Source organism: Methylobacterium tardum, from assembly GCF_023546765.1.
In the GTDB taxonomy this organism is placed as follows: domain Bacteria; phylum Pseudomonadota; class Alphaproteobacteria; order Rhizobiales; family Beijerinckiaceae; genus Methylobacterium; species Methylobacterium tardum.
This window is the reverse complement of the sequence record NZ_CP097484.1, coordinates 5,132,501-5,158,734: the sequence shown is the minus strand read 5'-3', so window position 1 is coordinate 5,158,734 and position 26,234 is coordinate 5,132,501. Positions and strand designations below refer to the sequence as shown.

Below are 26,234 nucleotides of genomic sequence, written 5' to 3'. Positions count from 1 at the left end.
CGCACATTCTACGGATGGGTGCGAATGGCGGGCATCTCTACACGGTCGAGGTCAGGCCGAGCCGGCATGATCCGGGCCGTTTCACCTGGGCGATCCGCGACCGGGGCAAGCTGGTGCGGGGTTCGTACCGTCCGCACGCGTCCGAGCATGCCGCCCGCGCCGTGGCGCTGGCCGAGGTCGAGCGCATGATCGGCCATGATGGACAGTCGGGCGAGACCTAGACGCGTCGTTCCATGCTTTTCGCGCATACAGATGCGGTGCGATCGCGTCGCTTATGCATACCTTCCGGACCGCCGGGCCATTGCCTGCCGCAATGCACTATCCTATCTGTGCAGTGCGGGATGGCGATGGCGTCGCCCTCCCGCTGCCCTTCTTGGGCGTTTCCTCCCTAGACTTCGGGCCGCTCCTTCGGGAGTGGCCTTTTTTGTTTCCGCAGATTCGGCCTGGATCACGCGGAACCAGGAGCTTGGCGGTTCGTTTTTCCCGCCATGGAACACTATCGCTCCACCCTGGCGACCACCGCCATTGCCGTATTCGGGCTGGTTGTGGCGGCGCATACTCTGCATCCGAGCAATTACGAGGTGCAGACGCGCCCAGCGCGTCCGATCTCTGCTCCGGTCGCGGCTCCGGTTGCCTGGACCGATCCGCCGGCCCGGATCGCCGGGCCCGAGACGACCGGCGCGATCCGGCGCGCCGCTGAGGCCCCGAGCGCGCTCCCGTCCGCCGTCCCGGCTCCGCAATTGGCTGCGGTGACCCCGCCGGTTGCCGCGCCGGCCCTGCCGCTCCCGCGCGAGATGGCGAATTCGGCCGAGTCGCTTCCCAAGGCGTCTGTCGTCCATCGTGTCCGCGGATCCGAGCGCGCGGTGCGCCGCGTGGCCCGCCTGCGTCACGCCCGGACCGCTCAGGTCGATCGGGCTGCCATCGCGCCGCCGGCCGCCCGCCCCGCGCAGGCCGCGCCGGATTCGGCCACGCGGATCGACCCGATCGGCGACATCATCCGCGGCCTCGGCTTCGGCCGCGACAGCTGACCACAGTCGGCCTCGGTCGCCAAAACCGGGGCGCCTAATCGACGTGGATGGTCAGCTTCATCTTCGGGTGAATGCCGCACTGGATCACGAAATCGCCGGGCTCCTTGAGCGTCAGGCGCGTCTCGGTGCCGGGCTCCTGGTCGCCGGCATCGAACGAGAACCGGTCCGCCTCGATGAAGGCATGATGGGTCAGGCTCTCGTCGCCGTTGCGCAGGGTGATCGTGTCGCCGCGGCGCAGGTAGAGGTCGGTCGGCGTGTAATGGCGCCCCTTCTGCAGGACGATCCGGACCGTGTCCGAAAGCATCGCCCAGGCCGACCCGCCGGCGTAGCCCGAAGCGGCCAGCGCGAGTGTCCCGATGATGAGCGTGGGGCGCAGGCACCTGCTGCAAAGGGGCATGACGGGTGTCCGCGCGAAATCCGAGGCGTCCCGGGACGGAGGGGTCGATCGTCGAGCGGTCCGGGATCCGCTGCCCTGCATCCTGCCCGGCACCCCTCAACATCCCGATACGCGACGCGATAAAATTTTAGCGATCTCACGGGCTGCTCGCGACGTATATTGAAATACTAATCTGTTTAACTGTATTCGTTTACAGGATCAGAGTGTTCACGGCGGCAATCGCGGGCGGCGAGCGCCGCGCGCACATGCTCCCGGAACACGTTGACCCGGGCCGGCAGCTCGCGTCCCGCCAGGGTCACGGCCCGCAGCGCCGCCCCGCGGGTCGCCCAGGGCGCCAGGACACGCACGAGCGCGCCCGATTCCACCGCCCGGGCGGCGACCAGGGTCGGCAGATGACCGATCCCGGCGCCCGCCAGGGTCAGGCGGTGCGCGCTGGCGAAGTCGCTGACCCGGATCGCTGGGCTCACGGAGAGCGGCTCCGTGCGGCCCTGCCCGTCGGAGAGGGGCAGCCCCGCCGTGCCGAACCGCTCGCGCGCGAGGATCAGGTCGTGGTCGCGCAGGCCGGCGAGATCGGCCGGGGCCGGGCGGCGCGCGAGGTAGGCGGGGGCGGCGTAGAGGCCGACCGCCAGGGTCGCCAGGACCAGCGCGCGGTAGCCGGTCTCCTCGGCGCCGCCGAGCCGCAGGGCGAGGTCGATCCGGTTGGCTGCGAGGTCGAGGCGCGCGTCGGTGTTCAGCATCTCCACGGTGATCTGCGGGTAGGCGTCCCGGAAGCTCGCGACGATCTCGGGCATCACTTCGATCCCGAAATCGATCGAGGTGGTGAATCGCAGATGCCCGGCCGGCACCGTGCGGGCGTCGCGCGCGGTCTCGGCCGCCTCGTCGAGGAGCGTCAGGCTCTCCTGGGCCTTGGCGTAGAAGGCCAGTCCCTCGGCCGTCGGCGAGACCGCCCGTGAGGTCCGCGCCATCAGCCGGGCACCGAGCGCCCGCTCCAGCCGGGAGATCCGCCGGCTGACGCTGCCTTTGGTCTCGCGCAGGCTGGCCGCCGCGGCCGTGACCGTGCCGAGATCGACCACCGTGCAGAAGGCCCGCACATCGTCCAGCCCGCCCCGGAAGGTTTCCGTTCTCGCAACCATGGGGTTCCGGATAGCAGGCTCAACCGGGGCCGTGAACGGGGCTACACGGCTGCTGCGGCGCAACGAATCGCGCTCGACCGTCTGCTCTGCAGGAGACACCCTTGAAGTCGATTCTCGCCTCCGGCCTTCTGGCCCTGCTGGTCGCCACCCCGGTGCTGGCCCAGACCCCGCCGACCCGCGACCCCGCGCAGATCCAGGCCGGAACCTACGCGGTCGATCCCGGCCACACCCAGGTCGGCTGGCGGGTCTCCCATATGGGCTTCTCGAACTACGCGGGCGGCTTCTCGGACGTGTCCGGCACGCTGGAGCTGCAGCCGAAGAACCCGGCCGCCGCCAAGCTGTCGGTGAAGATCCCGGTCGCCTCGGTGACGACCACCAGCGCCAAGCTCACCGACGAGCTCAAGGGCGACCAGTGGCTCGACGCCGCCAAGTTCCCCGACATGACCTTCGTGTCCACCAAGGTCGCGCCCGCCGGCAAGGACCACGCGAAGGTGACGGGTGACCTGACGCTCCACGGCGTGACCAAGCCGGTGACGCTCGACGTCACCCTGGTCGGCGCGGGCGTGAACCCGCTGAGCAAGAAATACACGGTCGGCTTCGAGGCCACCGGCACGCTCAAGCGCTCCGAGTTCGGCGTGAAGACCTACGTGCCGCTGATCGGCGACGAGCTGCACCTCACCATCGCGGGCGCCTTCGAGAAGCAGGACCTGACCTGAGAGGATCCGCCATGGCGAGAGGAGTTTCCGCGCGGCGGTACTCCGCCGTGGCGATCCTGCTGCACTGGGCGAGCGCGCTGGGCGTGCTCGTCCTGATCGGCCTCGGCCTGACCATGACTCATGCGGGGTTGGCGCCGCTGCGCCAGTTCCAGCTCTACCAGTGGCACAAGTCCGTCGGGATCACCGTGCTGGCGCTGACGGCCCTGCGCGTCCTCTGGCGCCTGACCCACCGGCCGCCGCCGCACCCGGCCGGGATGCCGGCGCGGGAGCGCCGGGCCGCCGCGGCGGCCCATCACCTCCTGTACCTGCTCCTCGTCGGGCTGCCGCTCACCGGCTGGGCCGTGGTGTCGCTGTCGCCGTTCAACATCCCGACGGTGCTGTACGGGCTCGTGCCCTGGCCGCACCTGCCGCTGGCGGACCTCGTCCCCGACCCGGGCGCCGCCGAGGGTCTCCTCAAGCGGCTCCACGCCCTGGGGGCGTGGTTCCTGGCGGCTTTGCTCGCCGTTCACGTGGCGGCGGCCCTGCGCCACCACCTCCTCCTGCGCGACGACGTGCTGCGCCGCATGCTGCCGGGGCGCCGGACCTTGACCGCTTCCCCGACCGTGGAGCCGACCCGATGAACGCGCGTCACCTCTGCCTGCTCGCGGCTCTCCAGGCCGCCACCCTGCCGGCCGCCGCCGCCGAGTGGGCGGTGGATCCGGCCAAGAGCGCGATCCGGTTCTCCGGTGTTCAGGTCGGCGTGCCGTTCACCGGACGGTTCGAGCGGTTCAAGGCCACGGTCGATTTCGACCCCGCCAAGCCCGAGGCGGGGCACGCGGTCGTGCTGGTCGACCTCGCCAGCGCGCGGACCGGGGACGTCCAGCGCGACCAAGCCCTGCCGCAGAAGGACTGGTTCGACGTCAAGGCGGGGAGCGAGGCGCGCTTCGAGGCGACCCGCTTCGTCGACAAGGGGCAGGGCGACTACGCGGCGGTCGGGACGCTGACGATCCGCGGCACGAGCCGGCCCGTGACGCTGCCGTTCCACCTGACCCGCGACGGAGAGGCGGCGCACGCCGTGGGGCGCGTCGGCCTCGTCCGCACCGAGTTCGGCGTCGGGCAGGGGGCCTGGGCCTCGGGCCAGTGGGTGGCGCTCGACGTCGGGGTCGAAATCGACATCGTCGCGACGGCGCAGCCGGCGGCCGGCCACTGAGACCGGCCCCGTCATCGCGAGCGCGGCGAAGCGACCCAGGGCAACGCGACTTCGGGGAGCCCGGCGCTGCTGGATTGCTTCGCTCCGCTCGCAACGACGGCCGCGCGTCGGGACGCGCCGTCGGAGGCCGCCTGGTCCCGGCCCGCTACCCCGGCCGGTCCTCCGACCCCGTCCCCAGCGCCCGCTGGACCATGACGCTGTCCGACCAGTGGCCGTACTTGAAGCCCACCGCCCGCAGGTAGCCGACCCGCTCGAACCCGCAGGCTTCGTGGAGCCGCAGGGAGGCCGCGTTCTCGGCGTCGATGTAGCCGATCATCTGGCGGTAGCCGCCCGCCGCGCAGGCCTCGATCAGGGCCGGCAGCAGCCGCCGGCCGATCCCGGCATGGAGATGGTCGGGATGCACGTAGATCGAGTGCTTGAGCGTGTAGCGGTAGGCCGGCCGCTTCCGGAACGGCACCGCGTAGGCGTAGCCCGCCACCGCGCCGTCCCGCTCGGCCACGAGGTGCGGCAGGCGCTTCTTGCGCATGGTCTTGCGCCGCCGCTTCAGGTCGTCGGGGAGCAGCCGGTCCTCCTCGCCGACGCCGACATCGCTGACGCCCCGGCTGATGTGGTGCTCGTAGATCGCCACCATCGCCTCGACATCGGCGTCCGAGGAGGCGCGGATGACGATGTCGGGGCAGGCACGGGCCGGGATTAGGCCGGGCGTCTCGACCTCGATCTCCATCAGGCCCCCTCTCGCGCCACGTAGGTGTGGAAGCGGATCCGCCCATCCGGGTCGACCTCGCGGTAGACGCCCTGGATCTCGGCCTCGAAGCCCGGGAACAGGTTGGCGGAGGCCTCGAACATCTTGAAATAATCGAGCATGGGCTTGGCCCGCTCGTCCAGGCGCTCGCCCGGCAGCACCGTGCCGATGCCCGGCGGGTAGACCAGCATCAGCGTGGTGGCGATCCGCCCCTCGGCCTCGGCGATCGGCACGTAATCGACCTTGTTGCGGGTCAGCAGCTGGGCGGCGCGCTTGGGCGGGATCACCATCTCGGGCAGGTGCTCGGGGGCGAATTGCCGCCGTTGCAGCGTCGAGGTGCCGGCCTCCCGGTGGAAGGCGTGGAGCTCGTTGCAGAGGTCGCGCAGGCGCACGCCGCGGTAGCGGTTCGGCCGGCGGTTGACGAATTCCGGCATGGCCTCCTCCAGCGCGACGTTGTCGTCGTGGAGCCGCTTGAAGGCGACGAGGCCCGAGATCAGCGTGCCGGCCTTGGAGGATTCGACCCCCGGGGTCAGCAGGAAGAGCAGCGAGTTCAGGTCGTTCTTCTCGGCGACGATCCGGTTCTCACGCAGGTACTGGGCCACGATCGGCGCCGGCACGCCGTGCTGGGCGTAGGCGCCCGTGTGGCGGTCGAAGCCGGGGGTCAGCACGGTGAGCTTGTTCGGGTCGGTGATGGCGTAGCCCGGCGCCACGTGGCTGAAGCCGTGCCAGCGCGCGCCCGGCTTCAGCTCCCAGTGGCGCGGCGTGGCGGCGAGCTCGTCGGTCGGCACGCTCTCCCACGGCACCTCGGCGCCGTCGGCGTTCACCGTCACGTCCGGCACGAAGGGGTCGAAGAACCAGCGCCGCGCCGGGTCGCGCTCGTTCTCCTCGAACTCGCGCCGGATCGCCCGGACCTTCTTGCGCCACTCGATCCCGAGCCGGATCGTGTCGTCCCACAGGATCATGCCGGAGCGCCCCTTCATCATCTGGGCGCCGACGTCGAGGGAGGCGAACAGGGGATAGAAGGGTGACGTGGAGGCGTGGACCAGAAAGCTCTCGTTGAGCCGCTTGTGCTCGACCCGCCGGGTCTGGCCGCGGATATGCCCGTCCCGGGTGTGGATCTGCGAGGCCTGACTGAAGCTCGCGAGCTGCTTGTGGGTTGATTGCGTGGCGACGATGCCGGGCGAGGTCTCGTCGAGCCCGGTCAGCCCCATGGCGAAGCGCCGCGCGTAGAGCGGGTGGAACTTCATGAAGCCCGCCCAGGCCTCGTCGAACAGGATGTAGTCGCAGAGGTGGCCGATCTTCTCCAGGACCTCCTGGGCGTCGTAGATCGTGCCGTCGTAGGTGCACTGCTCGATCACCGCGACGCGGAACGGCCGCTCCCGGCGCCACGCCTCCGGGTCGGTCACCAGCGGGTTGCGGCGGATCTTCTCCCGGATCCGGGTCTCGTCCAGGGCCTCGTGGAAGATCGGCCCGATCAGCCCGTAGGCGTTGCGGTCGGTCTCCAGGAAGATCGGGATGCCGCCGCCCAGGAACAGGGCGCCGTGGTGGGCCGCCTTGTGGTTGTTGCGGTCGAACAGGACGAGGTCGTCCTCCGCCACCAGGGAGGACAGGACGATCTTGTTGGAGGCCGAGGTGCCGTTGAGGACGAAGTAGGTCTTCTCCGCCCCGAAGATCTTGGCGGCCTCCTTCTGGGCCTTCAGCGCCGGGCCCTCGTGGGTCAGCAGGTCGCCGAGGTCGAGGACCGAGTTGTCGAGGTCGTCGCGGAAGATCGCCTCGCCCAGATGCTCGGCGAAGATCCGGCCGATCGGCGAGCGGTTGTAGAAGATGCCGCCGTTGTGGCCCGGGCAGGTCCAGAGCTGGTTGCCCTTCTCGGCGTAGTCGACCAGCGCGCCGAAGAACGGCGTCTTGAGGGTCTCGGCGTATTGCGTGACCCGGCTGACGAGGCCGCGGGCGATGAATTCGGGCGTCTCCTCGGCGAGGAAGATGTAGCCGTCGATGAAGTCGAGGAGCTCGACCGGGATGTCCTCCAGCCGCTTGCGGCGGACCATGATGACGATCGGCATCTCCAGGCCGCGCCGGCGCATCATGTCGATGAGGGCGGCGGCCTTGCCGTCGAGGCCGCGCTTGCCCCAGTCGACCACGAGGCAGCCGACCGCCGCGTCGGTCTGGACCGCGATGGCCGCGTCCTCGACGCGCCGGGCGCGCACCACCTCGAAGCCGCGCTGCTCCACGGCCGCCACGATCTGGTTGACGCGCGCGCCCTCGAGATCGTCCGGGTCGAAGGCCGGGGCGCACATCAGGACCGTGAAGCGGCGGTGGAAGTCCATGGAGCCCTCTCTGGCCTCGGATGCAGCGCGTGGCTTTCCGGCCCGTCTGCGACGATTGCATGACACGCGACCGTGGTGGCGGCCGGCCCGGGACGAAAGGTCGTGATCCGGATGCGCATCGGCCGGCTTCGGCGCGGCCGCGATTGCGGAAGCGTCGCCGCGCGGGCTGCTGACGTCGCGCGCCTGGGCTCGGCAACGCAGCCGGAGGATGGCGCGTGGGGTCCCCTCAGCTGCGCCGGCTAAAGGTCACGCGCGTCGGACATTTCCTCTGCCACGATCGGGATACGCCTGGCTGATGGTCCTCACTGTCTTTCCGGGGCGCCGCAGGCGAATCCCTCCGGGTCCGGGCTCCGCTGCGCGGGCCCGGTTTGACGGTGGTGATGCGGCTTCGGTCGCGGGGCTCCGGAGGACGCGATCGCTTCCCCTCAGGCGCCGATCACCGCGGCCATGGGCCTGAGCGCGATGCCCTGTGCGGCGAGCGCGTCGCGCAGCCGCGCGGCCATCGCCACGGCGCCCGGCGTGTCGCCGTGGACGCAGACGCTGTCGATCCGGGTCGGGATCCGCGCGCCGGACGCGCAGGTGATCGCCCCGTCGCCGAGCATCCGCACGACGCGCTCGGCCACCGCGTCGGGCGCATGCAGCACCGCCCCGGGCAGCTTGCGCGAGACGAGGTTGCCGTTATCCGCGTAAGCCCGGTCGGCGTAGACCTCGCGGACCAGGGGCAGGCCTAGCCGCTCGCCGGCGCGCTCGGTCTCCAGGCCGGGCATCACCACGAAGATCAGGTCGCGGTCCAGCGTCCGGATCGCCCGGGCCACCGCCAGGGCGAGATCGGCGTCCTCGTTGGCGATGTTGCCGAGCGCCCCGTGGGTCTTCACGTGCCGCACCGGGCAGCCCGCATCCTGCGCCAGCGCCAGCAGGGCGCCGACTTGGTAGAGCACGGCCTTCTCGACATCCGCCGGCCGCTCGCCGTGGATCGGGCGCCGGCCGAAGCCCCAGAGATCGAGGAAGCCCGGATGCGCTCCGGCCTGGACGCCGTTCGCGGCGGCGCGCCGCAGGGTCTCGTGCATGACGAGCGGGTCGCCGGCGTGGAAGCCGCAGGCGATGTTGGCCGAGGTGGCGATGGTCAGCATCTCGGCATCGTCGCCCAGGCGGTAGACGCCGAAGCCCTCGCCCATGTCGCAGTTCAGGTCGACGATCATCGCGGGGCTCCGGGCGGCGTCACAGGGCGCGCCGGTGCGGCCAGACATCCGGGTTGACCAGCCCGGCGGGTCGCCGGCCGGCGAGGACGTCGACCACCCGGCCCGCCGCAGTCTCGGCGGTGCGGATCAGTGCCGCCTCGGTGGAGCCGCCGACATGGGGCGTCAGGATCGCCCGCGCCTGGCGGGCGAGGGGATGGTCGGCGGGCAGGGGCTCCTGCGCGAACACGTCGAGCCCGGCGCCCGCGATCGTGCCGGCCTCCAGCGCCTCGATCAGGGCCGCCTCGTCGATCAGGCCGCCGCGGCTGGTGTTGATCAGGAACGCGTCCCGCTTCATCCGGGCGAGCTGCGCCCGGCCGATCAGGCCGCGTGTCTCCGGGGTCAGCGGCACGTGCAGCGAGACGATGTCGGCCTCAGCGAGGAGCGCGTCGATCGAGGCGGCCCGCACCGCGCCGGCATTGGCGAAATCGGCGTCGGGGCGGCTCGGTCCGTAGGCCAGCACCCGCAGGCCCAGGGCGGCGCCGAGCCGCGCGGTCGCCTGCCCGATCGCCCCGAAGCCGACGAGACCGAGCGTCAGCCCGGCGAGCTCGGCGAGGCGGGTGGTGAACTTGAAGCTGTCGTCGCCGGCCCGGACCGAGCGGTCGGCGCCGGGCAGGGCCTTGGCCAGGGCGAAGATCAGCGCCAGCGTCTGCTCGGCCACCGAGACGGCGTTGGCGCCCGGCGTGTTGACCACCACGATCCCGGCCTCGGTCGCCGCCGCCTTGGCGACGTGGTCGGTGCCGGTCCCGTGGACGCCGATCACCCGCAGGTCCGGCGCCGCCGCGATGGCGCCGGCCGGGAAGCCGGTGTTGCGGGTGATGACGGCGACGCAGCCGGCGACCTCGCGCGCCAGGGTCTCGGCGTCGGTGCCGCTGGCCGGGCGCGGCTCCAGCCCGGCCGCGCGCAGCCGGTCGAGGCCCGCCGCGTGGATCGGCTGGACGATGAGGCACGGACCGGTGATCACGGAAGGGCAGCCCCTGATGGGAAAGCGGTGGCGGAACGCAAGTCCAGCGCGGGGATCGTCTAGGCGCAGCGCGCCATCCTGACAACGGGCGGACCCATCGGTCCCCGCCCGCGCAGGCGCCGACGGGAGAATGCCCTATGCGTCCGCCGCGTCCGGGACGGTCTCGCTGAACGGCACCGTCAGGACCGGCTCGCCGGCCGCGTCGACGATCTCGAACGCGCAGGCGAACCAGTCCCGCTCGGCGTCCGAGCGGCCGCAGCGGACCAGGTCTCGGGCCGCCTGCAGCGCGTAGGCCCGCGCCGCCGCGGCGTCCGGCAGGACGCTGCCCTCCTTGTCGATGGCGATCCGGCCGGTGCCGGCCCCGTAGTGGAGATTGAAGAAGTATCGACCCATCAGGCGCCCACGATCAGCCGCGCGTATTCCGCTTCCGCCGCCCCGTAGCTGGCATCCGCCACCTGCCTGAGCGGCTCCCGGTCCAGGATCTGGACGCGGCCCCGCCGGCCGCGGATGCCGCCGCCGCCCTCCAGGGCCTGCAGCGCCAGCGTGACGCCCGAGCGCTGCACGCCGAGCATCACCGACAGGAACTCGTGCTTGAGCGGCAGGTCGTCCCCGTCGACGCGGTCGTGGCACATCAGCAGCCAGCGCGCGAGGCGGGGCTCGAGCGTGAAGGTCGCGTTGACGTAGGCCGTGTGCCGCGCCTGCACGAGCTCGGTCTGCACGTAGCGCAGGAGCAGGCGGCGCAGGCTTGGGCTGGCTTCGGCCGCCGCCGACAGGGCGGCGGCCGGGATGCGCCACGCCGCGCCCGGGATCTGGATGAAGCAGTCGCTCGCCACGCGGTCGGAGCCGAGCAGGACCGGCACGGCCCCGATCAGCCCCTCCCGGCCGGTCATGCCGACCTCGACCCGGCCCTGGCTGGCCTCGGCGGTGATCGAGACGACGCCGCTGTCCGGGAAATACAGGTCCTCGACCGGCCGGTGGCTCCGGATCAGCGGCTCCCCGAGCGGCAGGTCCGCGTAGCGCAGATGCGGCCGGAGCGCGGCGAGATCCTCGGCCCGCATCGCCTGCAAGAGCTGGTTGCGCGTGTCGCGCTGTACCGTGTGGTCCACGGGTCCTCTGAATCGGAAGGACGGGCCCGGCCGTATCCCCGGCCTGTGGCCGTCAGCGATCAGGATAGAGCGAACGCATTCGGATGAAACTAACCGACGTTATAATTTGTCTCTATCCCGAAATCATCCTCGTTTAAGGTTCATTATCGCACCATAGGAGGATGATAACCTACCTTGTTGACCATCAATACTTGGAGGGCGGATCAGGTTCGGAGCGATCGGTGCACACCGAACCCTGAATGGTCAAGGAGAGCCATGGATCCGACCCCGCAGCGCCTCGTCCTCGTCGCCGAGACGGATCCGGTCCTCGGCCTCGATCTGGCGGACGCGTTGGAGACGGCCGGCTACCACGTCGTCGGACCGCTCCGGACGGCCGCCGCGGTCGAGGCGTGGCTCGCCGGCTGGACGCCGGCCGTGGCGGTGCTCGACGTCCAGCTCGCCGGCCGGTCCAGCGCGACGGCGGCTCAGGTGCTGCGCCGCCGGCAGATCCCCTTCGTGGTCCACACGGCTTCCGCAATCCACGAGACCCTGCCGGACGCCTTCGCGGGCGCGCCGCGCCTCTGCAAGCCCGCCTGGACGCGCGACATCGTCGATCTGCTCGCGCAGCTGCCGCACCCCGCCGGAACGCCACGCTGATGCGGCCGCTCCTGGCCGCCGCCGATCCCGTCCTCGCCAAGCTCGACCGCTTCGGCCCGCTGCCGGAGGCGGACCGCGCGCTGCTGCGCGCGATCACGGCAGATTCGCGCTGGGTCACCGCGACGAGCGACCTGATCCGGCAGGACGAGCCGGCCGACGGCGCCTTCCTGGTGCTCGACGGGTTCGCCTGCCGCTACAAGCTGCGCAAGACCGGCATGCGCCAGATCACCGCCTATCTCATCCCCGGGGACATCTGCGGCCTCGACGCGGCCGCCCTGGCCTGGTCGGATCACGCCGTCGGCACCCTCTCCGCCTGCCGGGTGGCCCGGCTCGCCCCGGAGGCGATCGAGCTACTGCTGGCGTCCCGGAGTCTTGCCGCCGCCCTGCAGATGAGCCGCCGGATCGATGCGGCGGTCGCCCGCGCGTGGCTGGTCAGCGTCGGCCGCCGCTCGGCGATCGAGCGTCTGGCGCACCTGTTCTGCGAGCTGCACGTGCGGCTGCGGGCGGTGGGCCTCGTCAGCGAGGACGGCTTTTCCCTGCCGATCACCCAGATCGATCTGGCCGACACGACCGGCCTGACCAGTGTCCACGTCAACCGCTCGCTCCAGGACATGCGGCGCGAGGGCCTGATCGAGCTGCGCAAGCGCCGCCTGCGCATCCTCGACCTGCCCCGGCTGCGCGCGCTCGCCGAGTTCGACCCGGCCTATCTGCAGCTGATCGGGCGGGATGCCGCGTAGGGGAGGGCGCGCCCTCCCGCGCCTCAGACGATCCGGGGCGGCGCATCTGCGGTGAGGGGCCCGACCGGGCGCCAGACGTTCTTGCGAAGCCCCAGTTGCTCAAGCCGGTCGAGGACCCACCACCCGATCCGGGTGCGCCACCGGGCGAGGCCGGTGAGCGACCAGACATCGAAGCCGGCGAGCGGCAGGAACGGGTTGTGCCGGTCATAGGCCCAGACCTCGATCCGCACCGCCGGCCGCAGCGACGGGCCGCGGGCGTGGAAGCCCACCGTATCGCCCACCACCAGCGTGTTGCCCGGCACCGCGAAGGCCACCGGGTCGGCATAGCCCATCCGCTTCAGCTCCGCCGGGCTCGCCCGGAACGAGCCGCGGCCGCTCAGCCGGTCGAGACCGCTCGCCGCGTTGATGGCGGTGCGCCGCTCCCAGGCGAGCCGCCGCTTCGTCAGGCGGTGCGAGCCCGGCACGTAGGTGAACGGCCCCTCGTCGGCGGCGACGTCGGTGAGGAACAGCCAAGCCTTCATGGTCGGGTGGAACGTATCGATGTGGAAGTTGGTCTGCGGGTCCGGCGGCGCGTCGGTGACGTGCGACAGGATCGTCTGCACGGTCAGGATCGGCTCGCAGTTGAAGCTGGCCACGTAGCGCAGCAGGTTGTTCCACTCCGGCAGTGCGAGGAGCTGGCGCATGGCCGGCATCCGCTTGAGCGTCTCGGGATCGAGGGGGATGCGGCGGGTGACGGTGTCACCCTGAACCTGCTCGCGCCCCTCGGCGGTGACGCTGGTGACCTCGGCGTAGACGGCCCTGTGCAGGTCGGCTGGCATGAAGTCGGCGCGCCGTATGAAGCCGTCGCGGGCGAAGTCGGCCTGATCTTGCGCGCTCACGAGATGCGCGAGCTGGCGGCGCCGGAAACCCGCCATGGCGTGGGCGAGGCGCACCCGGAGCGTGTGCAGCCCGGCCCGGTTGAGCCGCTCCGAGCCGAGAATCGGATTGTCGGCGAAGGATTTGGCGCCCGTCATGAGCTGGGCGATCCAGAGCGGTGCTGCCGCCACACGCGCGAGGGATCTCATGCAGGTCTCCACCAGAATTGATCGGCTCGACAGCCAAGCGATGCTGAAAATAACAGATGTTAGTTAGCTGGATACTGAAGCTCCAAGGTCACGCCACATTGAGGCAGATTTGGGAACGGCCTGTGAGGCGGGCGCAACGCCGCTCGGCGGAGACAGCTGCGATCTCGGGATGCTCGCCGCCAGGCGCCACGCCCGAGGCTTGGCCGGGGAGGGCTCCGCCGGCCCCGCGGCAGCCGGTGAGCCGCCTGCCCCCGCCAAGTCGCGCCTCGACCGGTCGGCGCCCTGACACGCGACCTGGAATCCTGCCCGCAGGCGGCCCCGACCCGGCTGCGGGTTCCTGCCCAAGGAACGCCGATCCCGCCGCTGCGCGGCTCGCCCCGGGGCCGTTCGAGCCGGTCTCGGGGCCACGCGGACTGCGCAGAACATCTTCGGATCATCTGATACTGGCGTGCCGATCTGTCGGGTCAGCCGCAGGATTCCAGCCCCACTGGCAACGAATTGGCAAGGTCTGGCCGCCATCGTTGCGCGGCGGCAGGGGGCATGCCGGCGGGGATCCCGGACGGCCGCGCGACACACCAGCGATGTGGATCGGTCTCAAGACGGCAGCCATCATGAGCCGTGCGACGCCTTCGGAGACGACCGGGGCGGATCGCCTTCCGGGACCTAGCCCCCTGGGACCTGGGCCCCTGGGGCCTCGCATCCTGCTGGCCTTTTCCCGCAGCCGGGACGGCGCCTCGGCGGTCGAGTTCGCGATCGTGGCGTTGCCGTTCCTGGCGCTGGTCGGAGCCACCCTGGAGGCCGGCATCACCTATTTCGCGCAGGAGATCCTGCAGCAGGCGGTGACCGATGCCGGCCGCCAGATCTACACGGGCCAGTTCCAGGCGAACAATGCCGGCGTCACCAATTCCACGACGCTGCTCAACAACTTCCGCACCGCCATGTGCTCCCCCGGCGGCAAGCCGCGGGTCACGCTCTTCCCCTGCGCCAACGTGCGCATCAGCATCACGAAGGCCGCGAGCTTCGACACGGCCGCACCCGTGCAGGCGACGGCGATCAATCCGAACACCGGGGTCTCGGACTGGAATGCGGGCTTCGCGTCGTACACCTGCGCGCGGGCGAGTGACGTCATTGTCGTCCAGGCGGCGGTCGACATGCCGGTCTTCTTCCCGCTGCTCGGTGCGGCCAAGGCCACGCTGCCCAATGGGCGTCGCGTCCTCCAGGCCGCCGCCGTCTTCCAGGTCGAGCCGTTCACCTCGACCAACGCCTGCCCATCCAGCTCGTGACCGGGCCTGTCTTGCACGCCCTGTCTTGCCGAGCCTCGCCGGGCGGCCGACTCGGTTTCGGGCTGACGCGCGCGGCGTGGCGGCCATCGAGTTCGCGCTCGTCCTGCCGGTGCTCGTCGCGCTCTACTTCGGCATGACCGAGCTCGTGCGGGCCGTCGACACCAGCCGCAAGGCCACGCTCTACGCACGCACCATCGCCGACCTGTCCGGGCGCGCCACCAACGGCAGCCCGACGGTGAGCGACATGGCTGCGATCCTGAACGCGTCCGGCGCGATCATGCGGCCCTACCCGACGACGGACCTGCAGGTCGCCATTCACGCCATGGGCGTCGAGAACGTCTCCGGGAACCTGCTCGGCGGCGTCTGCTCCAGCTATCCGCAGAATGCCCGCCCCGTCCTCACCCTCAACGGCAGCAACGGATTGCCGGCGACACCCGCGACCTTCCAGTACGACGGCGCCCGGTACATCCTGGCCGAGGTCTCCCTCTCCTACACGCCGGTCATCGGCTCGACCCTGTTCCGCTCGATCTTCGGCGGGCGGGGACTGGTGTTCAGCCGCCAGGTCTCGTGGGCCCAGCGCCTCGACAAGGGCGAGGTGATCATGCCGGGAGGCGCGAAGTGCCCGAACTTCTGATCCGTCTCTCGGCCTGGCTTGCCGCCCGGGCGCGCCGGCCCGAGTCCGAAGCCGGCTTCGGGCAGGCGCGAAGCGGCAGGTGGCGATCCTCTTCGCCGTCATGGCCATCCCGATGCTGTTCGCGTCCGGGGCGGCCATCGACCTCGGCCGGCGCAACGCCGCCAAGACCCAGCTCGATGTCGCGGTCGACGCCGCCGTCCTGGGGGTGATCACCCAGAAGACCAACACGCTCACCGACGTCATGCTCACCAACGCCCGCACGCAGTTCCTGGCGGATGCCGCGAAGGTCCCGGGCGTGACGATCACCTCGTTCGTCCTGACCCCGGCGCCGGGCGCCACGCAGGTCGGCCTGACCGCCACCTACACCGCCACCGTGCGGACGACGCTCGGCAGCATGATGAACGTCGTGACGATGAAAATCGCCGGCCAGTCGGCCAGCGTGCGCAACGTCGCGCAATACATCGATTTCTACCTGCTCCTGGACAACTCGCCGTCGATGGGGCTCGCCGCCACCACCGCCGACATCGCCAACATGAAGCGCGTGACCTCGCCGGCCTGCGCCTTCGCGTGCCATCTTCTCAACAGCAACGGTACCGAGAACACCAAGGACAATTACAACATCGCCAAGAAAAACAACATCAAGCTCCGGATCCAGGTCCTGCGTGACGCCGTCGCCAACCTGGTGACCTCCGCAAAGTCGAGCATGAGCCTGACACAGCAGTTCCGGATGGAAATGTGGACCTTCAGCGACATCCAGACCCGGCTGATCCAGCTGACGTCGTCGCTGGATCAGGTCGGCACCGCGGCCGCCCAGATCGATCTGGCGTATTCCTACCAGGATCAGCGCGACAGCCAGACCGCCTACGAGCGGGCAATGGCGAAGATGACCAGCGTGATCCCGGCCAGCGGTACCGGCGTGACCACCGCCGATCCGATCCGGTTCCTGTTCTTCGTCACAGACGGTGTCCAGGACACGCCCATCGACGGCACGATGAGCAATGCGAGTTCCGGCTTCAAGATCAACAGCAACCGGTTCATCAGCCCGATCAGCCCCTCGACCTGCCAGGCGATGAAGAACAGCAACATCCGGATCGGTATCATCTACACGCAATATCTGCCGCTGTATGACAATGACTTCTATAATACGAACGTCAAGCCTTTCGAGAATAACATCGGGCCCCTGCTGAAGAGCTGCGCGAGCGACGGCCTGTATTTCCCGGTCTCGACGGATGGCGACATCAACCAGGCGATGCAGCAGCTGTTCAGCGCAGCCCTGGCGTCGGTGCGCATCACCAATTGAGGCCGGCCGGTCGCGGTCACCCGCGACGTGTCGTGCGGTCCGGAAGCGGACGTTCGCTCACGAGGGTCGGCGCATCGCCACCCAGGCGGCCGCACATTGCGGCGGACCCGAGCCTTGCCTCCGGCGGTTCAGCCGTGACCAATGCGAGCACGGCTCGCGATCATTCAGCCGTTGATCCACGCCGCGCCTTCGCTCTCCCTCTCGGTTCTCCCGTCCTGAGAGGCGGCGACGGGTCACGCGTACATTTTGGTGATCACGGCATCGACGGGCGGATTAAAGAGCCGTTCCGTGCGTGCTGCCGGGAATGTCACTATTCTGCGCGTTTGTTTCCGCGTAGTTTCTGAATTCGCAATTCATTAATTAATGCGCATCAGGTTTTAGATGTCACTTAACGAGTCTGCGGGTTGTTGCTGCAACCCCCGGCGGGGGCTGGGATCATGTCTTTATTCCGCAACCTCAGGATCATCGTAAAACTCGCAATACCGGCTTCGATATTGGCGATTGTTGCCGGAAGCGTCGTGCTCATTGCGCGCGTAAATCTCAGTGCTCTGGAGGACAATACGCGCGAGATCGTCGACGTGCAGGCGATGCGCGCCATCATTGCGCTGCGCCTTGAGACTGCCGTGGACGAGGCGATCATTCGTGAGAAGAACGTCATCATCGAGACGGATGCCGTCGTGATGGCGGACCATCTCGAGCACTTCAAGGCCGCCAAGGAACGGGCCGTGACGGCGATCGATCGGCTCATCGCGATGGCCGACACCGAGACGCGCCGGACGACCAACGCGGGCATCAAGGCGGGCCTGCTCGACTTCTTCGCCGTGGCCGAGCGCTCCATCGCCCTCGGGCTCAAGAACCAGAACGAGGCCGCCGCGACGGTGTCGAACACCGAGGTCCGTCCGGCGCGGATGAAGATCGCCGAGGCGGTGACCAAGCGGGTCGAGGCCAATATCCGGGATCTGGAGGCTGCGAAGGTCAAGGCGGGGGAGACCGCCGAGGCCGCGCGCCGGACCCTGACGCTGGGCGCGGCACTCGGCTTGCTGATCGCGTTCGGCCTGCTCGGTGCGATCGTCATCCAGGGCATCACCCGTCCCCTCGCCAATCTGGTCGCCGTGCTGCAACGCATGGCGCAGGGCGAGATCGACTCGGAGATCAAGGAGGCCGCGCGCGGCGACGAGATCGGCGCGGTCGGCCGGGCGGTCGAGGGCATCAAGGCGATGGTCGCCCGCAAGGCCGCCGAGGAGGCGGAGATCAAGCGCCGCGCCGACGCCGCGGCCGCGGCTGAGCGGCGGCGCACGATGGTCGAGCTGGCCGACGGCTTCGAGCGCGCGGTGGGCGGCATCGTCGGCACCGTGTCGTCGTCGGCCACCGAGCTGCAGGCGACCGCCAGCACCATGACCGCCACCGCGACCGAGACGGCGACCCAGTCGACCACCGTGGCGGCGGCGGCGGAAGAGGCGGCCTCGAACGTCAACACCGTGGCGGCCGCCGCCGAGGAATTGGGGAGCTCCGTTCAGGAGATCGGCCGGCAGGTCAGCGGCTCGGCGCGCCTGGCACAGCAGGCGGTTCTGGCGGCGGATCAGACGGCCGCCCTCGTCCAGGCGCTCAGCCAGACCTCGGCCCGGATCGGCGACATGGTCGGGATGATCTCGGGCATCGCCGGGCAGACGAACCTTCTGGCGCTCAACGCCACGATCGAGGCGGCGCGGGCCGGCGCGGCCGGTCGCGGCTTCGCCGTCGTCGCCTCCGAGGTGAAGGCGCTCGCCGAGCAGACCGGCAAGGCCACCGAGGAGATCGCCCGGCAGATCGGCGAGGTTCAGGGGGTCACGCACCAGGCGGTTTCGGCCATCGGCGGCATCACCGGCCAGATCCGTGAGATCGACGCGGTCGCCACCAGCATCGCGGCGGCGGTGGAGCAGCAGGGGGCGGCGACGCAGGAGATCGTCCGGAACGTCAGCCAGGCGGCGATGGGCGCCGGAGAGGTGACGAGCAACATCGTCGGCGTGGCCCGGGCCTCGGAGGAGACGGGGGCGGCCGCCAGTCAGGTTCTGTCGGCGGCGTCCGAGCTCTCGCGCCAGTCCGAGCACCTCGGGGCGGAGGTCACGCGCTTCCTCGCCACGGTGCGGGCCGCCTGAGGGCTCACACCGTGCCCACCCGGTAATTGCGGCCCGCGTCTCTGCGAGCGGAGCGAAGCACTCCAGGGCAGCGCCAGGATCACCAGCCTCGCGCTTCCCCGGGTTGCTTCGCTTCGTGCGCGGCAAGGCGTCTAAAACGCCGGCTGGAAACCCAAACGGAACGACGGCATCGGAACCTCGTCGCGGGTCCGCGTCCTGATCAGGACGCGCAGGGCACCGGGACCGCGCCGCGAGGGCCGGAACGGTGGCCCAAGCGCACACCAAAATGTTTCACATGAAACATTAACCAAGCCCGCCGCGCTCACCCCCCAGGTCTCAGAGCGGCCGGAGCCTGCGCGGCCGGCGTGCCCAGAGTCAGCCGCGCCTGCGCGGCGGCCTCGTCCGGGCCGGTCAGGAGCGTCATGGCCGCGCGATAGCCGTCCAGCGTCCCGACATCGACATAGGCCGAGCCCGCGCGCACGCCCAGCGCCCGGCCCCCCGCCGCCAGATAGGCGTTGACCAGGGTGCCGATATACTCGTCGGCGCAGAGCCGGGCGCGCCAGAGCGCGTGCAGCTCGATCAGCACGCGACCCGGCATCTTGAACGCGCCCCAGATCCAGTTGGTGGCGGCGTCCGGCTGCTTGACCTGGATCTCGCGCACCGCGCCGCTCCGGTCCGTCACCACCGCGTCGAAATTCTCCGGCCGCTCGACGGGGAAGAGCAGGAACGACAGGGTGTCGTCGGGCAGCTGGATCAGCGCGTCCTGAGGCAGCCAGATCGTGTCCGGCAGGCCGACGATCACCGGCTCGTCCGGGGCGATCAGCGGCAGGGCGGAGAAGATCGCGTCGCACAGGCCGCTCGGCCGCGGCTGCACCACGTAGGCGATCGGGGTCTCGCCGTAGCCGGCGCCGAAATACTCGACGATGTCCGACTTGCCCGGGGAGATCACAAAGCAGATCTTGCGCGCGCCGCCGCGGATCATCCGCTCGACCAAGTGCTCGCTGACCGCGCAGGGCCGCTCAACCCCGTCGCGCAGGCGACTGCCCACCGGGAGCAGCTCCTTCGAGAAGGCGAGGGGCTGGATTCGGCTCCCCCGCCCGGCTGCCGGTACGATCCCCCACATGTCAGGCGCACTCCGCGGGTTCGGGACAATCGCGTTCCGCCAGCGCGCGCTCGAAATCGCCGAGGCGCCGCTCCGCGGTGTGGTCCGCCAGGGTGCGGGCTCGGCCCGCCTCGGCGATGCGGCGGATCTCGGCCTCGCTTCTGTCGAGCGCCGCCAGCACGTCGGCCCGGTCGCGGGCGATGAGGATCTCCTCGCCGGGCCGGAAGAAGGCGTCGAGACCCGCCCAGGCATCGCTGATCAGCGCGGTGCCGCAGGCGCTCGCCTCGAACAGGCGGCCGGAGGGGCACCAGCCCATGGCGGCCATCGCGGCGCGGGTGACGTTGAGGGTGAGGCGCGAGGCGGAGAAGAAGGCCGGGTGCTCCCTCGGCGGCAGGTGGCGGACGAAGTGGATGTTCTCCGTCCAGGGAAAATCCGCCGGGTATTGCGCGCCGCCGATCAGGAAGCGCTGCTCCGGGCGCTGCCGGGCCGGTTCCACGAAGAGTTCGGTCAGAGCCGCCTGCCGGTCGGCCGCGTAGGTGCCGAGATAGGAGAGGTCGGCGCGGTACTGCGGCTGCGGCGCCGCCGGGCGATGGACCTCCGGGTCGACATGCCCGTAGAGCGGCCGGGCGCACCGGGCGCCGAGATCGTCGCGCAGCGCGTCGAGCGCCGCCCCACCCGTGTAGCTGAGGACGAGGTCGAACCCCGCCAGACCGCCGGGACCGACATAGTCCACCGTCTCGCCGGCCCGCAGGCGCGCCAGGGTCACGGGGGTGTCGAGATCGTAGAAGACGCGCCGGGCCCGGGGCGCCGCCAGCACGATCTCGGTGGCGGCGCTTGCATCCGGGCAATAGGACGTGACCAGGGCCGCATCGGCCGTGGCGACCTCCCGCACGGCGCGGTCGCGGATCTCGGAGAACGCCTCGTACAGCACGAGGTCGCCACCCGGCAGCGCCGTCAGATCGCGGTGTTCGCGGTAGTACGGAACGTCGCGCTCGAAGAACACGACCCGGTGGCCGCGCCGGGCCATGGCCCGGCACAGTCCCCGCCAGAGGGTGGCGTGACCGTTGCCCCAGGACGAGCTCACGGTCAGACCGAAGACGACGATCTTCACCCGCGCTCCTGTTCCATCCGGCCCCAGCCCGTATGGGAAGGCCGAAGGGAGAACCTCACGGAACGGCTCTGGTTCGGTCGCCGGCACGAGAGCCCGGCCCTGTGGCTCCGGCGTCCTCGCCGGTCCGGGCGCGGCGGGCTAGCAACGTCACAGCATGACGACATCGAGCTGGCGCGATCTTCGGAACGAGAAGGCCCGGGCGCGGCTGGAGCGGGCCCTGCCGGCGGTCTTTCCCGCGCCGGTCCTGCAGCACGCCCTGGCGCGGCCCCTGATCCCGCCGACGCCGCGGCTCGCCGTCGAGAGCTACTGGCGCGCCCACATCCTCCGGGCCGACCGGCTGGCGCGCGCCCTGGCGGCCCGGTCGGGGACGCCCGATGGCTGGACGTGGCAGCTCGGCGCAGAGGGCCGCGCCGGCAGCTTCCGGATGCCGCCCGCGCCCTACCGCGATCCGGCCTTCGCCCGGGGGCGGGGCGCCTGCTGCATCTGCGGCCAGCCGGTCTACAAGTTCGGCTGGCACCAAGACCTGTGGAACCGCGGCCAGCCGAACGCCAACGCGGCCTGGCACGCGGCCTGTGTCGCCGCCTGGAAGTTCTGGATCGCCCCGCATGCGCAGGTGCGGGTGCTGAAGCTCCGCCAGCGTCACCGCTGCGCGACCTCCGGCAAGCGGCTGCTGCGCAGTGCCGAGGTCGACCACGCCCTGCCGCTCTACCGGGTCTGGCGCGAGCACCGCACCCGGCCCTGGCCGGAGCTGCTCGCCTATTGGGGCACGCCGAACCTGCAGGTCGTCAACCGGGCGGTCCATGTCGACAAGTGCCGCGACGAGGCGGCCGAGCGCTCCCAGACGCTGCGACAGTCTCGGTTCCGCGTGGTCGAGGACGAGTCGGGCTTCGAGGTAATCGAGGAGGCATGAGCCGACAGGCTCAGCCGCCCACGGCCTCCAGGGCCCGCGACAGGTCGGCCAGGAGGTCGGCCTCGGCCTCTAGTCCCACCGACAGGCGCAGCAGACCGTCGGTGATGCCGGCGATCGTCCGCGCATCCGGATCCATCGCGGCATGCGTCATGGTCGGCGGATGGGCGACCAGGCTCTCGACGCCGCCCAGCGACTCGGCCAGCGTGAACACCCGGAGCGCCGCGACGAAGCTTTTTACCGCGTCGCGCCCGCCCGCCAGCTCGAAGCTCAGCATGGCGCCGAAGCCCGCCTGCTGGGTCTTGGCCAGGGCGTGTCCCGGATGCGTGGGCAGACCCGGATAATGCACGCGGGACACCGCGGGATGTGCGTCGAGGAAGGCGGCCAGGGCCGCGGCGTTCTTCTGCTGCTGCTCCACCCGGACGAACAGGGTGCGCAGGCCCCGCAGGGTCAGATAGGCGTCCAGCGGCGAGCCGGTGACGCCGATCGTGTTCGCCCAGGCGGCCAGCTCCTCGCCCACAGCCTTGTCGGCGGCGATCACCGCCCCGCCGATGACATCGGAATGGCCGTTCAGGAACTTGGTGGTGGAGTGGACGACGAGATCCGCCCCGAGGGCGATCGGCTGCTGCAGGGCCGGCGACAGGAAGGTATTGTCGACCACCGCCAGCGCGCCCACGGCCTTCGCGTCCGCGGTGATGCGGCGGATATCCACGACCCGCATCAGCGGGTTGCTCGGCGTCTCGACGAGCACGACCTTCGGCCGCTCGGCCAGCGCCGCCGCGAGCGCGTCCGGATCGGTCTGGTCGACGAAGGCGACCCGGTAATGGCCCCGGGCGCTGCGGAAGCTGAGCAGGCGATGCGTCCCGCCGTAGCAATCATGCGGGGCGACGAGCAGGTCGCCCGGCCGCAGGCTCGACAGGGCGAGGTCGAGGGCCGCCATGCCGCTGGCGACCATGACGGCCCGGGCGCCGCCCTCGAGCTTGGCGATCGTGTCGGCCAGCGCGTCCCGCGTCGGGTTGCCGAGGCGCGAGTAATCGTAGGGTCCAGGCTGCTCGAAGACCGGGAACTTGAAGGTCGCCGACAGGTGGATCGGCGCGATCACGGCCCCGAAGGCCGCATCCTGGGCCACGCCGTTCGCCGCCGCGACGGTGCGGGCCGCTAATCCCTCGGACATCGATTCTCTCCTCGCCGGATCCGTGGCGCGTTCTTTATGGAGAACGGATCCGGCTTTCAAGAGAACGATCCTGCCGATCAGGTCTTCCCAACGGGCAGGTCGGCCCGGCGCGGTCGCCAGGGTGCCATGCTGGCGAAGACGCCGTCCCGGCGGATCAGCCCGTGCAACAGTGCCGCCCCCAGATGGGCGAGGATCACGCCGAACAGGCCGTAGGCCAGCACGGTGTGGAGCTGCCGCAGGGTCGCGTAGAGCATCGGGTTCCCTGGCAGGATCGGCGGCAACACGACCGGGCCGGCGAGCACGATCGGATAGCGGCCCGCCGACAGCATGGCCCAGCCGACCAGCGGCATCGCCAGCATCAGGGCGTAGAGCAGGAGATGCGAGCCGTGCGCGGCCCGACGCTGCCAGGCCGGCAGGTCCTGCGGCAGGGGCGGGGTGGGCGCCGCCAGCGGTTCGCCAGCCGCAGCACGGCCAGCAGCAGGATCAGGATGCCGAGCGGCCGATGCAGCGCCACCAGCGCGTGGTAGTCGGCCAGCGAGGCGACCATGGCGACGCCGATCAGCAGCATGGCCAGGATCAGCGCCGCCATGCCCCAGTGGAGCAGGCGCGCCGGTCGGTTGAAGCGGGCGGGGGCGGTCATAGGCCGGCTCCCCGGTGCGGTCCGTCCGTGACGGCGCTGGGCGTCTTCGCCTCGCCGGCGCGGCGGGTGAAGGATTGCGCGTAGGCGGCCGAGCGGGCGCTCAGGAGCGGGTCGTCGCTCGGCGCGATGCCGTCCGGCAGCACCAGGGGATCGAAGTTGATGTCGCGGCAATTGCCGGCCGCCTCGGGCGTCGCTTCCGTGAGGGTCAGGGTGCCGAGATCCATGGCCTCGCGCTCCGCGGGCCAGGGCCGGGTCGCGTCGGCGGTCGGATCCTCCGCCTGCGCGAGCGTCACGACGAGATGCCAGCGTTGCGGGCCCTGCCGCAGCTGCGCGGCGAGCGCGTCGAACAGGTAGTTCTTGTCGCCCTGCGCGGCCTGGGCGGCCGTCTCGGGCGCCGAAATGCCGTCCGGGACGAAGGCCCAGCGCACCGCCCGCGTGTTGCCGTCGGCGGCCACGAACCGGAAGGCGTTGAGGCTCCAGTAGGTGCTGTCGGCAAAGCCCGATGTCACCATCCGGGCCTTGATCAGCGCGGCGGCCTTGGCGCTCTCGGGATGCGCGGCGAAGAAGGCCTTCAGGCGCTCCGGGTCCGGCTTGCCGGTGGCGGGATCGGGCTGGGCGGCGCGGAGCTGTTCGTAGAAATCCTCCGGGGTGCGCACGGGGAAGACCGGGATATTGTTCACGCCGGTGCGCCATTCCTCGCCGTCCGGGAGACGGAAGCGCAGGGCGAGGCTGCGTACGGTGGCCCCGGCATCCGCCGCGTAGGGCTGGCCGCCCGCCAGCGCGACCCGCCCCTCGACGGGCGTCACGCGTCCCGCCGGGAACACGCCCGCCCGGGACAGCCGCAATCCGGCGCCGTTGCCGGTGAAGGTGCCCGCCACGCACAGGCCCTTGGCGTGGTTGCGCCGGAAACCGGGATGCGGCCCGTTCACCTGCTCGAAGCGGTCGACGACCCGCGCCGGGGTGAGGCGGCCGGGCGAGAGCCAGCCCCCCGCGGCCGCGAAGGCGCCGGCCGTCGTGCCGACCACAGCGCCGATGGCGGCGAGGCGCAGCAGCAGGGCGCGCGGGCTCATCCCGGGCGGAGCCCCGGTGAGGTCGTTCAGAAGCGTCATCGAGTCCGTCGGCAACAGGCCGCGATGGGGCCTATTCGACCGCGGGACGTGGCGGTTTCACGCGCGGCCCGGTCCGAGCCATGCGCTGGCGGGGGCAGGGGGTTGCGCCCTGCGGGGCGCGCCCGCCGACCCGGTCAGGCGGCGCGGCTCTCGACCTGCGCGGCCGGCGCGCTGTCCTGGGCCTCGGCCCCGTCCTCCAGGCCGGCGGCCTCCTGGGCCATGGCCTGGGCGAGAAGCCGGGCCCGCCCGGCCCAGAGGTCGCGGGCGCCGCGCATGGCGCCGAGCCGGTCCTCGGCCGCGGCCAGGGCGACCTGAAGGGCGTCGATCTCGGCCCGCAGGTCGGTGGTGCGCTGCCGCTCGCTCGCCAGCGCCGCCTTGAGCACCGACAGGGCCGCCTCGGTCGCCCCGCGGGCCCCGGCGGGCCGGGCCGCCTCGCTCCGGGGCCGCGCCTCCGCGGCGGCGGGCGCCGGCGGGATATCGGCGGCCGCCATCCCCGAATCCGGACGGAGCTGGGCAATCTCGGCCCGCACCTGTGCGACGTCGAGCCCGGCCGCACCGCGCGTCTCGGGTGCCGGCGCGGCGGTCGGCGCGGCCAGCTCGGCGGCCGGGATCCCTTCCTCCTCCATGACCAGGCCGTGCAGCATGGCGAAGACCCGGTCGCCGTCGAGACGCGTGAGATCGAACCCGCTCTCGGAGGCGAGGCTGTTAAACCGGGCCTGCCCGTGCGACGACTGGCCCACGAAGGCCATCGACCAGTTGGTGAAGCCGCGGCTCTCGGCCGGTCCGCATTGCAGGACCGTCACGTCGCTGTGGCGGAGATCGCGCTGGATCCGCTCGAACGTCGCCTCGACTCCCCGGCGCGGGCCCTCCAGCACCTGCGCGAAGGCGCCCGCGTTGAACATCAGCGCGCCGGTCACGCCGACCTCCCGGTTGTTCCGCTGCGAGGCGTCCAGGATCTGGCGGACCGCCGCCGTCACCTCGGCTTCCGGTCCCTGGAGCAGGTTCTTGCTGGCGTAGACGAGGCGGTAGAGGTCGCTCATGGCGGTGCGTCCGGGAGAAAGAGGGTCAGGCCTGCGGGTAGCTGGCGAAGACCTGGGCGAGGTCTTCGGTGGGGATGGGCTTGCTGATCAGGTAGCCCTGGACGTCGGTGCAGCCCTCCAGGCGGATGCGCTGCATCTGCTCGGAGGTCTCCACGCCCTCGGCGACCGTGGTCATCCCGAGGCTCTTGCCGAGGCCGGCGATCGCCCGGATGATCGCCTCGCCGTCAGGCTTGCTGGTCAGGTCCTTCACGAAGGAGCGGTCGATCTTGATCTTGTCGAACGGGAACGAGCGCAGGTAGCTCAGCGACGAGTAGCCGGTGCCGAAATCGTCCATGGAGACGCGCACCCCGAGCTCCCGGAGCCGGTGCAGGGTCTGGAGCGTCTTCTCGTTCTCCTGCAGCAGCACGCCCTCGGTGATCTCCACCTCCAGGCGCCGGGCCGGCAGGCCCGAGCTGGCCAGGGCCGAGATGATGGTCTCGACGAGCCGGTCGCTCTTGAACTGCGCGGGCGACACGTTCACCGCCACCGACATGTGGGCCGGCCAGG

General features: G+C 70.9%; 27 protein-coding genes and 1 pseudogene (1 of these 28 cut by a window edge). 12 read left to right on the top strand and 16 right to left on the bottom strand.

Annotated features, from left to right (window positions below; translation table 11 throughout):
• Positions 1-14: 14 nt before the first annotated feature.
• Positions 15-221, top strand: a complete 207-nt coding sequence (locus tag M6G65_RS24675; protein ID WP_238195879.1) for a hypothetical protein — start codon at positions 15-17, stop codon at positions 219-221.
• Between the two features lie 267 nt (positions 222-488).
• Complete coding sequence (locus tag M6G65_RS24670) at positions 489-1,028, top strand: hypothetical protein (protein ID WP_238195878.1); 540 nt, start codon at positions 489-491, stop codon at positions 1,026-1,028.
• Positions 1,029-1,062: 34 nt separating this feature from the next.
• On the opposite strand, the gene M6G65_RS24665 is transcribed toward M6G65_RS24670, so the two are convergent.
• A complete protein-coding gene (locus M6G65_RS24665) occupies positions 1,063-1,425 on the bottom strand; it encodes a cupredoxin domain-containing protein (protein WP_192710669.1) in 363 nt (120 codons plus the stop codon).
• Between the two features lie 176 nt (positions 1,426-1,601).
• On the bottom strand, positions 1,602-2,558 hold the full coding sequence (locus M6G65_RS24660) for a LysR family transcriptional regulator (RefSeq protein ID WP_238195877.1): 957 nt from the start codon (positions 2,556-2,558) through the stop codon (positions 1,602-1,604).
• A gap of 101 nt (positions 2,559-2,659) precedes the next feature.
• Here M6G65_RS24660 and M6G65_RS24655 point away from each other — a divergent pair, with 101 nt between their 5' ends.
• Genes M6G65_RS24655 through M6G65_RS24645 form a run of 3 tightly spaced genes read left to right on the top strand, consistent with a single transcriptional unit; the run spans position 2,660 to position 4,463 of the window.
• Entirely contained in the window at positions 2,660-3,274 is a 615-nt protein-coding gene (locus tag M6G65_RS24655; protein WP_250103013.1) for a YceI family protein, read from the top strand.
• 11 nt (positions 3,275-3,285) lie between these two features.
• On the top strand, positions 3,286-3,894 hold the full coding sequence (locus M6G65_RS24650) for a cytochrome b (protein ID WP_238195875.1): 609 nt from the start codon (positions 3,286-3,288) through the stop codon (positions 3,892-3,894).
• Positions 3,891-4,463, top strand: coding sequence for a YceI family protein (locus M6G65_RS24645; protein WP_238195874.1), 573 nt, complete (start codon positions 3,891-3,893; stop codon positions 4,461-4,463). The genes M6G65_RS24650 and M6G65_RS24645 overlap by 4 nt, the downstream gene beginning before the upstream one ends.
• 145 nt (positions 4,464-4,608) lie before the next feature.
• Here the strand turns inward: M6G65_RS24645 and M6G65_RS24640 are convergent, their stop codons facing one another.
• The 6 genes from M6G65_RS24640 to M6G65_RS24615 all read right to left on the bottom strand — a co-directional run bounded on the left by M6G65_RS24640 (position 4,609) and on the right by M6G65_RS24615 (position 10,837).
• Positions 4,609-5,187: a GNAT family N-acetyltransferase gene (locus M6G65_RS24640; protein ID WP_238195873.1), complete on the bottom strand. Its 579-nt coding sequence runs from the start codon at positions 5,185-5,187 to the stop codon at positions 4,609-4,611.
• Positions 5,187-7,532: an Orn/Lys/Arg family decarboxylase gene (locus M6G65_RS24635; protein WP_250103012.1), complete on the bottom strand. Its 2,346-nt coding sequence runs from the start codon at positions 7,530-7,532 to the stop codon at positions 5,187-5,189. Before M6G65_RS24635 ends, M6G65_RS24640 begins: the two co-directional genes overlap by 1 nt.
• Positions 7,533-7,957: 425 nt before the next feature.
• Positions 7,958-8,731 carry a LamB/YcsF family protein gene (locus tag M6G65_RS24630; RefSeq protein ID WP_238195871.1) on the bottom strand — a complete coding sequence of 258 codons (774 nt, stop codon included), beginning with the start codon at positions 8,729-8,731 and terminating at the stop codon, positions 7,958-7,960.
• Between the two features lie 19 nt (positions 8,732-8,750).
• Positions 8,751-9,731 (bottom strand): hydroxyacid dehydrogenase, encoded by a 981-nt coding sequence (locus M6G65_RS24625; protein ID WP_250103011.1) that lies wholly within the window; start codon positions 9,729-9,731, stop codon positions 8,751-8,753.
• 135 nt (positions 9,732-9,866) lie between these two features.
• A complete protein-coding gene (locus tag M6G65_RS24620; protein ID WP_238195869.1) occupies positions 9,867-10,124 on the bottom strand; it encodes a DUF6894 family protein in 258 nt (85 codons plus the stop codon).
• Entirely contained in the window at positions 10,124-10,837 is a 714-nt protein-coding gene (locus tag M6G65_RS24615; protein WP_308445194.1) for a Crp/Fnr family transcriptional regulator, read from the bottom strand. Before M6G65_RS24615 ends, M6G65_RS24620 begins: the two co-directional genes overlap by 1 nt.
• A 255-nt stretch (positions 10,838-11,092) precedes the next feature.
• On the opposite strand from M6G65_RS24615, the gene M6G65_RS24610 reads away from it, so the two are divergent.
• Both M6G65_RS24610 and M6G65_RS24605 read left to right on the top strand, forming a co-directional pair.
• A complete protein-coding gene (locus M6G65_RS24610) occupies positions 11,093-11,473 on the top strand; it encodes a response regulator (protein WP_238195868.1) in 381 nt (126 codons plus the stop codon).
• Positions 11,473-12,210, top strand: a complete 738-nt coding sequence (locus tag M6G65_RS24605; protein ID WP_238195867.1) for a Crp/Fnr family transcriptional regulator — start codon at positions 11,473-11,475, stop codon at positions 12,208-12,210. Before M6G65_RS24610 ends, M6G65_RS24605 begins: the two co-directional genes overlap by 1 nt.
• Before the next feature lie 23 nt (positions 12,211-12,233).
• Here the strand turns inward: M6G65_RS24605 and M6G65_RS24600 are convergent, their stop codons facing one another.
• Positions 12,234-13,274 carry a phytanoyl-CoA dioxygenase family protein gene (locus tag M6G65_RS24600; protein WP_250103010.1) on the bottom strand — a complete coding sequence of 347 codons (1,041 nt, stop codon included), beginning with the start codon at positions 13,272-13,274 and terminating at the stop codon, positions 12,234-12,236.
• A gap of 611 nt (positions 13,275-13,885) precedes the next feature.
• Here M6G65_RS24600 and M6G65_RS24595 point away from each other — a divergent pair.
• From M6G65_RS24595 to M6G65_RS24580, 4 genes are all read left to right on the top strand, one after another.
• Positions 13,886-14,557, top strand: coding sequence for a TadE/TadG family type IV pilus assembly protein (locus M6G65_RS24595; protein WP_238195865.1), 672 nt, complete (start codon positions 13,886-13,888; stop codon positions 14,555-14,557).
• Positions 14,558-14,633: 76 nt separating this feature from the next.
• Positions 14,634-15,191: a TadE/TadG family type IV pilus assembly protein gene (locus tag M6G65_RS24590; RefSeq protein WP_238195864.1), complete on the top strand. Its 558-nt coding sequence runs from the start codon at positions 14,634-14,636 to the stop codon at positions 15,189-15,191.
• A gap of 79 nt (positions 15,192-15,270) precedes the next feature.
• Positions 15,271-16,491: a TadE/TadG family type IV pilus assembly protein gene (locus M6G65_RS24585; RefSeq protein WP_250103009.1), complete on the top strand. Its 1,221-nt coding sequence runs from the start codon at positions 15,271-15,273 to the stop codon at positions 16,489-16,491.
• A gap of 437 nt (positions 16,492-16,928) precedes the next feature.
• A complete protein-coding gene (locus M6G65_RS24580; RefSeq protein ID WP_250103008.1) occupies positions 16,929-18,626 on the top strand; it encodes a methyl-accepting chemotaxis protein in 1,698 nt (565 codons plus the stop codon).
• Between the two features lie 301 nt (positions 18,627-18,927).
• Here the strand turns inward: M6G65_RS24580 and M6G65_RS24575 are convergent, their stop codons facing one another.
• Together M6G65_RS24575 and M6G65_RS24570 are read right to left on the bottom strand one after the other, a co-directional pair.
• Entirely contained in the window at positions 18,928-19,728 is an 801-nt protein-coding gene (locus tag M6G65_RS24575; protein WP_238195861.1) for a nucleotidyltransferase family protein, read from the bottom strand.
• Between the two features lies 1 nt (position 19,729).
• Positions 19,730-20,818 (bottom strand): CgeB family protein, encoded by a 1,089-nt coding sequence (locus tag M6G65_RS24570; protein WP_250103007.1) that lies wholly within the window; start codon positions 20,816-20,818, stop codon positions 19,730-19,732.
• A 154-nt stretch (positions 20,819-20,972) separates the two neighbouring features.
• On the opposite strand from M6G65_RS24570, the gene M6G65_RS24565 reads away from it, so the two are divergent.
• Positions 20,973-21,728 (top strand): hypothetical protein, encoded by a 756-nt coding sequence (locus M6G65_RS24565; protein ID WP_238195859.1) that lies wholly within the window; start codon positions 20,973-20,975, stop codon positions 21,726-21,728.
• Between the two features lie 10 nt (positions 21,729-21,738).
• Here M6G65_RS24565 and metB read toward each other — a convergent pair whose 3' ends face one another.
• From metB to M6G65_RS24540, 5 genes and pseudogenes are all read right to left on the bottom strand, one after another.
• Positions 21,739-22,899, bottom strand: a complete 1,161-nt coding sequence (metB, locus tag M6G65_RS24560) for a cystathionine gamma-synthase (protein ID WP_250103006.1) — start codon at positions 22,897-22,899, stop codon at positions 21,739-21,741.
• Positions 22,900-22,976: 77 nt separating this feature from the next.
• A pseudogene (locus M6G65_RS24555) lies at positions 22,977-23,539 on the bottom strand (cytochrome b).
• The gene (locus tag M6G65_RS24550) at positions 23,536-24,648 is read right to left on the bottom strand and encodes a catalase family peroxidase (RefSeq protein ID WP_238195856.1); all 1,113 of its coding nucleotides are present in this window, start codon (positions 24,646-24,648) and stop codon (positions 23,536-23,538) included. The pseudogene M6G65_RS24555 and the gene M6G65_RS24550 overlap by 4 nt, the downstream one beginning before the upstream one ends.
• Before the next feature lie 134 nt (positions 24,649-24,782).
• A complete protein-coding gene (locus tag M6G65_RS24545; protein ID WP_238195855.1) occupies positions 24,783-25,688 on the bottom strand; it encodes a BLUF domain-containing protein in 906 nt (301 codons plus the stop codon).
• 25 nt (positions 25,689-25,713) lie between these two features.
• Positions 25,714-26,234, bottom strand: the end of a protein-coding gene (locus M6G65_RS24540; RefSeq protein WP_238195854.1) for a putative bifunctional diguanylate cyclase/phosphodiesterase. The gene runs 1,207 nt beyond the window's last position; 521 of the gene's 1,728 nt are visible here — the last part of the coding sequence; its start codon lies beyond the right edge, outside the window — the gene reads right to left on this strand; its stop codon occupies positions 25,714-25,716.

What these genes read in the sequence shown, in the direction of transcription:
- M6G65_RS24550 (WP_238195856.1), bottom strand. Translation starts at nt 24,648, where the DNA reads ATGACGCTTCTGAACGACCTCACCGGGGCTCCGCCCGGGATGAGCCCG.
- M6G65_RS24600 (WP_250103010.1), bottom strand. Translation starts at nt 13,274, where the DNA reads ATGAGATCCCTCGCGCGTGTGGCGGCAGCACCGCTCTGGATCGCCCAG.
- M6G65_RS24580 (WP_250103008.1), top strand. Translation starts at nt 16,929, where the DNA reads ATGTCTTTATTCCGCAACCTCAGGATCATCGTAAAACTCGCAATACCG.
- M6G65_RS24670 (WP_238195878.1), top strand. Translation starts at nt 489, where the DNA reads ATGGAACACTATCGCTCCACCCTGGCGACCACCGCCATTGCCGTATTC.
- M6G65_RS24660 (WP_238195877.1), bottom strand. Translation starts at nt 2,558, where the DNA reads ATGGTTGCGAGAACGGAAACCTTCCGGGGCGGGCTGGACGATGTGCGG.
- M6G65_RS24595 (WP_238195865.1), top strand. Translation starts at nt 13,886, where the DNA reads ATGAGCCGTGCGACGCCTTCGGAGACGACCGGGGCGGATCGCCTTCCG.
- metB (WP_250103006.1), bottom strand. Translation starts at nt 22,899, where the DNA reads ATGTCCGAGGGATTAGCGGCCCGCACCGTCGCGGCGGCGAACGGCGTG.
- M6G65_RS24675 (WP_238195879.1), top strand. Translation starts at nt 15, where the DNA reads ATGGGTGCGAATGGCGGGCATCTCTACACGGTCGAGGTCAGGCCGAGC.
- M6G65_RS24665 (WP_192710669.1), bottom strand. Translation starts at nt 1,425, where the DNA reads ATGCCCCTTTGCAGCAGGTGCCTGCGCCCCACGCTCATCATCGGGACA.
- M6G65_RS24565 (WP_238195859.1), top strand. Translation starts at nt 20,973, where the DNA reads ATGACGACATCGAGCTGGCGCGATCTTCGGAACGAGAAGGCCCGGGCG.
- M6G65_RS24575 (WP_238195861.1), bottom strand. Translation starts at nt 19,728, where the DNA reads ATGTGGGGGATCGTACCGGCAGCCGGGCGGGGGAGCCGAATCCAGCCC.
- M6G65_RS24620 (WP_238195869.1), bottom strand. Translation starts at nt 10,124, where the DNA reads ATGGGTCGATACTTCTTCAATCTCCACTACGGGGCCGGCACCGGCCGG.
- M6G65_RS24650 (WP_238195875.1), top strand. Translation starts at nt 3,286, where the DNA reads ATGGCGAGAGGAGTTTCCGCGCGGCGGTACTCCGCCGTGGCGATCCTG.
- M6G65_RS24610 (WP_238195868.1), top strand. Translation starts at nt 11,093, where the DNA reads ATGGATCCGACCCCGCAGCGCCTCGTCCTCGTCGCCGAGACGGATCCG.
- M6G65_RS24640 (WP_238195873.1), bottom strand. Translation starts at nt 5,187, where the DNA reads ATGGAGATCGAGGTCGAGACGCCCGGCCTAATCCCGGCCCGTGCCTGC.
- M6G65_RS24605 (WP_238195867.1), top strand. Translation starts at nt 11,473, where the DNA reads ATGCGGCCGCTCCTGGCCGCCGCCGATCCCGTCCTCGCCAAGCTCGAC.
- M6G65_RS24635 (WP_250103012.1), bottom strand. Translation starts at nt 7,532, where the DNA reads ATGGACTTCCACCGCCGCTTCACGGTCCTGATGTGCGCCCCGGCCTTC.
- M6G65_RS24545 (WP_238195855.1), bottom strand. Translation starts at nt 25,688, where the DNA reads ATGAGCGACCTCTACCGCCTCGTCTACGCCAGCAAGAACCTGCTCCAG.
- M6G65_RS24645 (WP_238195874.1), top strand. Translation starts at nt 3,891, where the DNA reads ATGAACGCGCGTCACCTCTGCCTGCTCGCGGCTCTCCAGGCCGCCACC.
- M6G65_RS24630 (WP_238195871.1), bottom strand. Translation starts at nt 8,731, where the DNA reads ATGATCGTCGACCTGAACTGCGACATGGGCGAGGGCTTCGGCGTCTAC.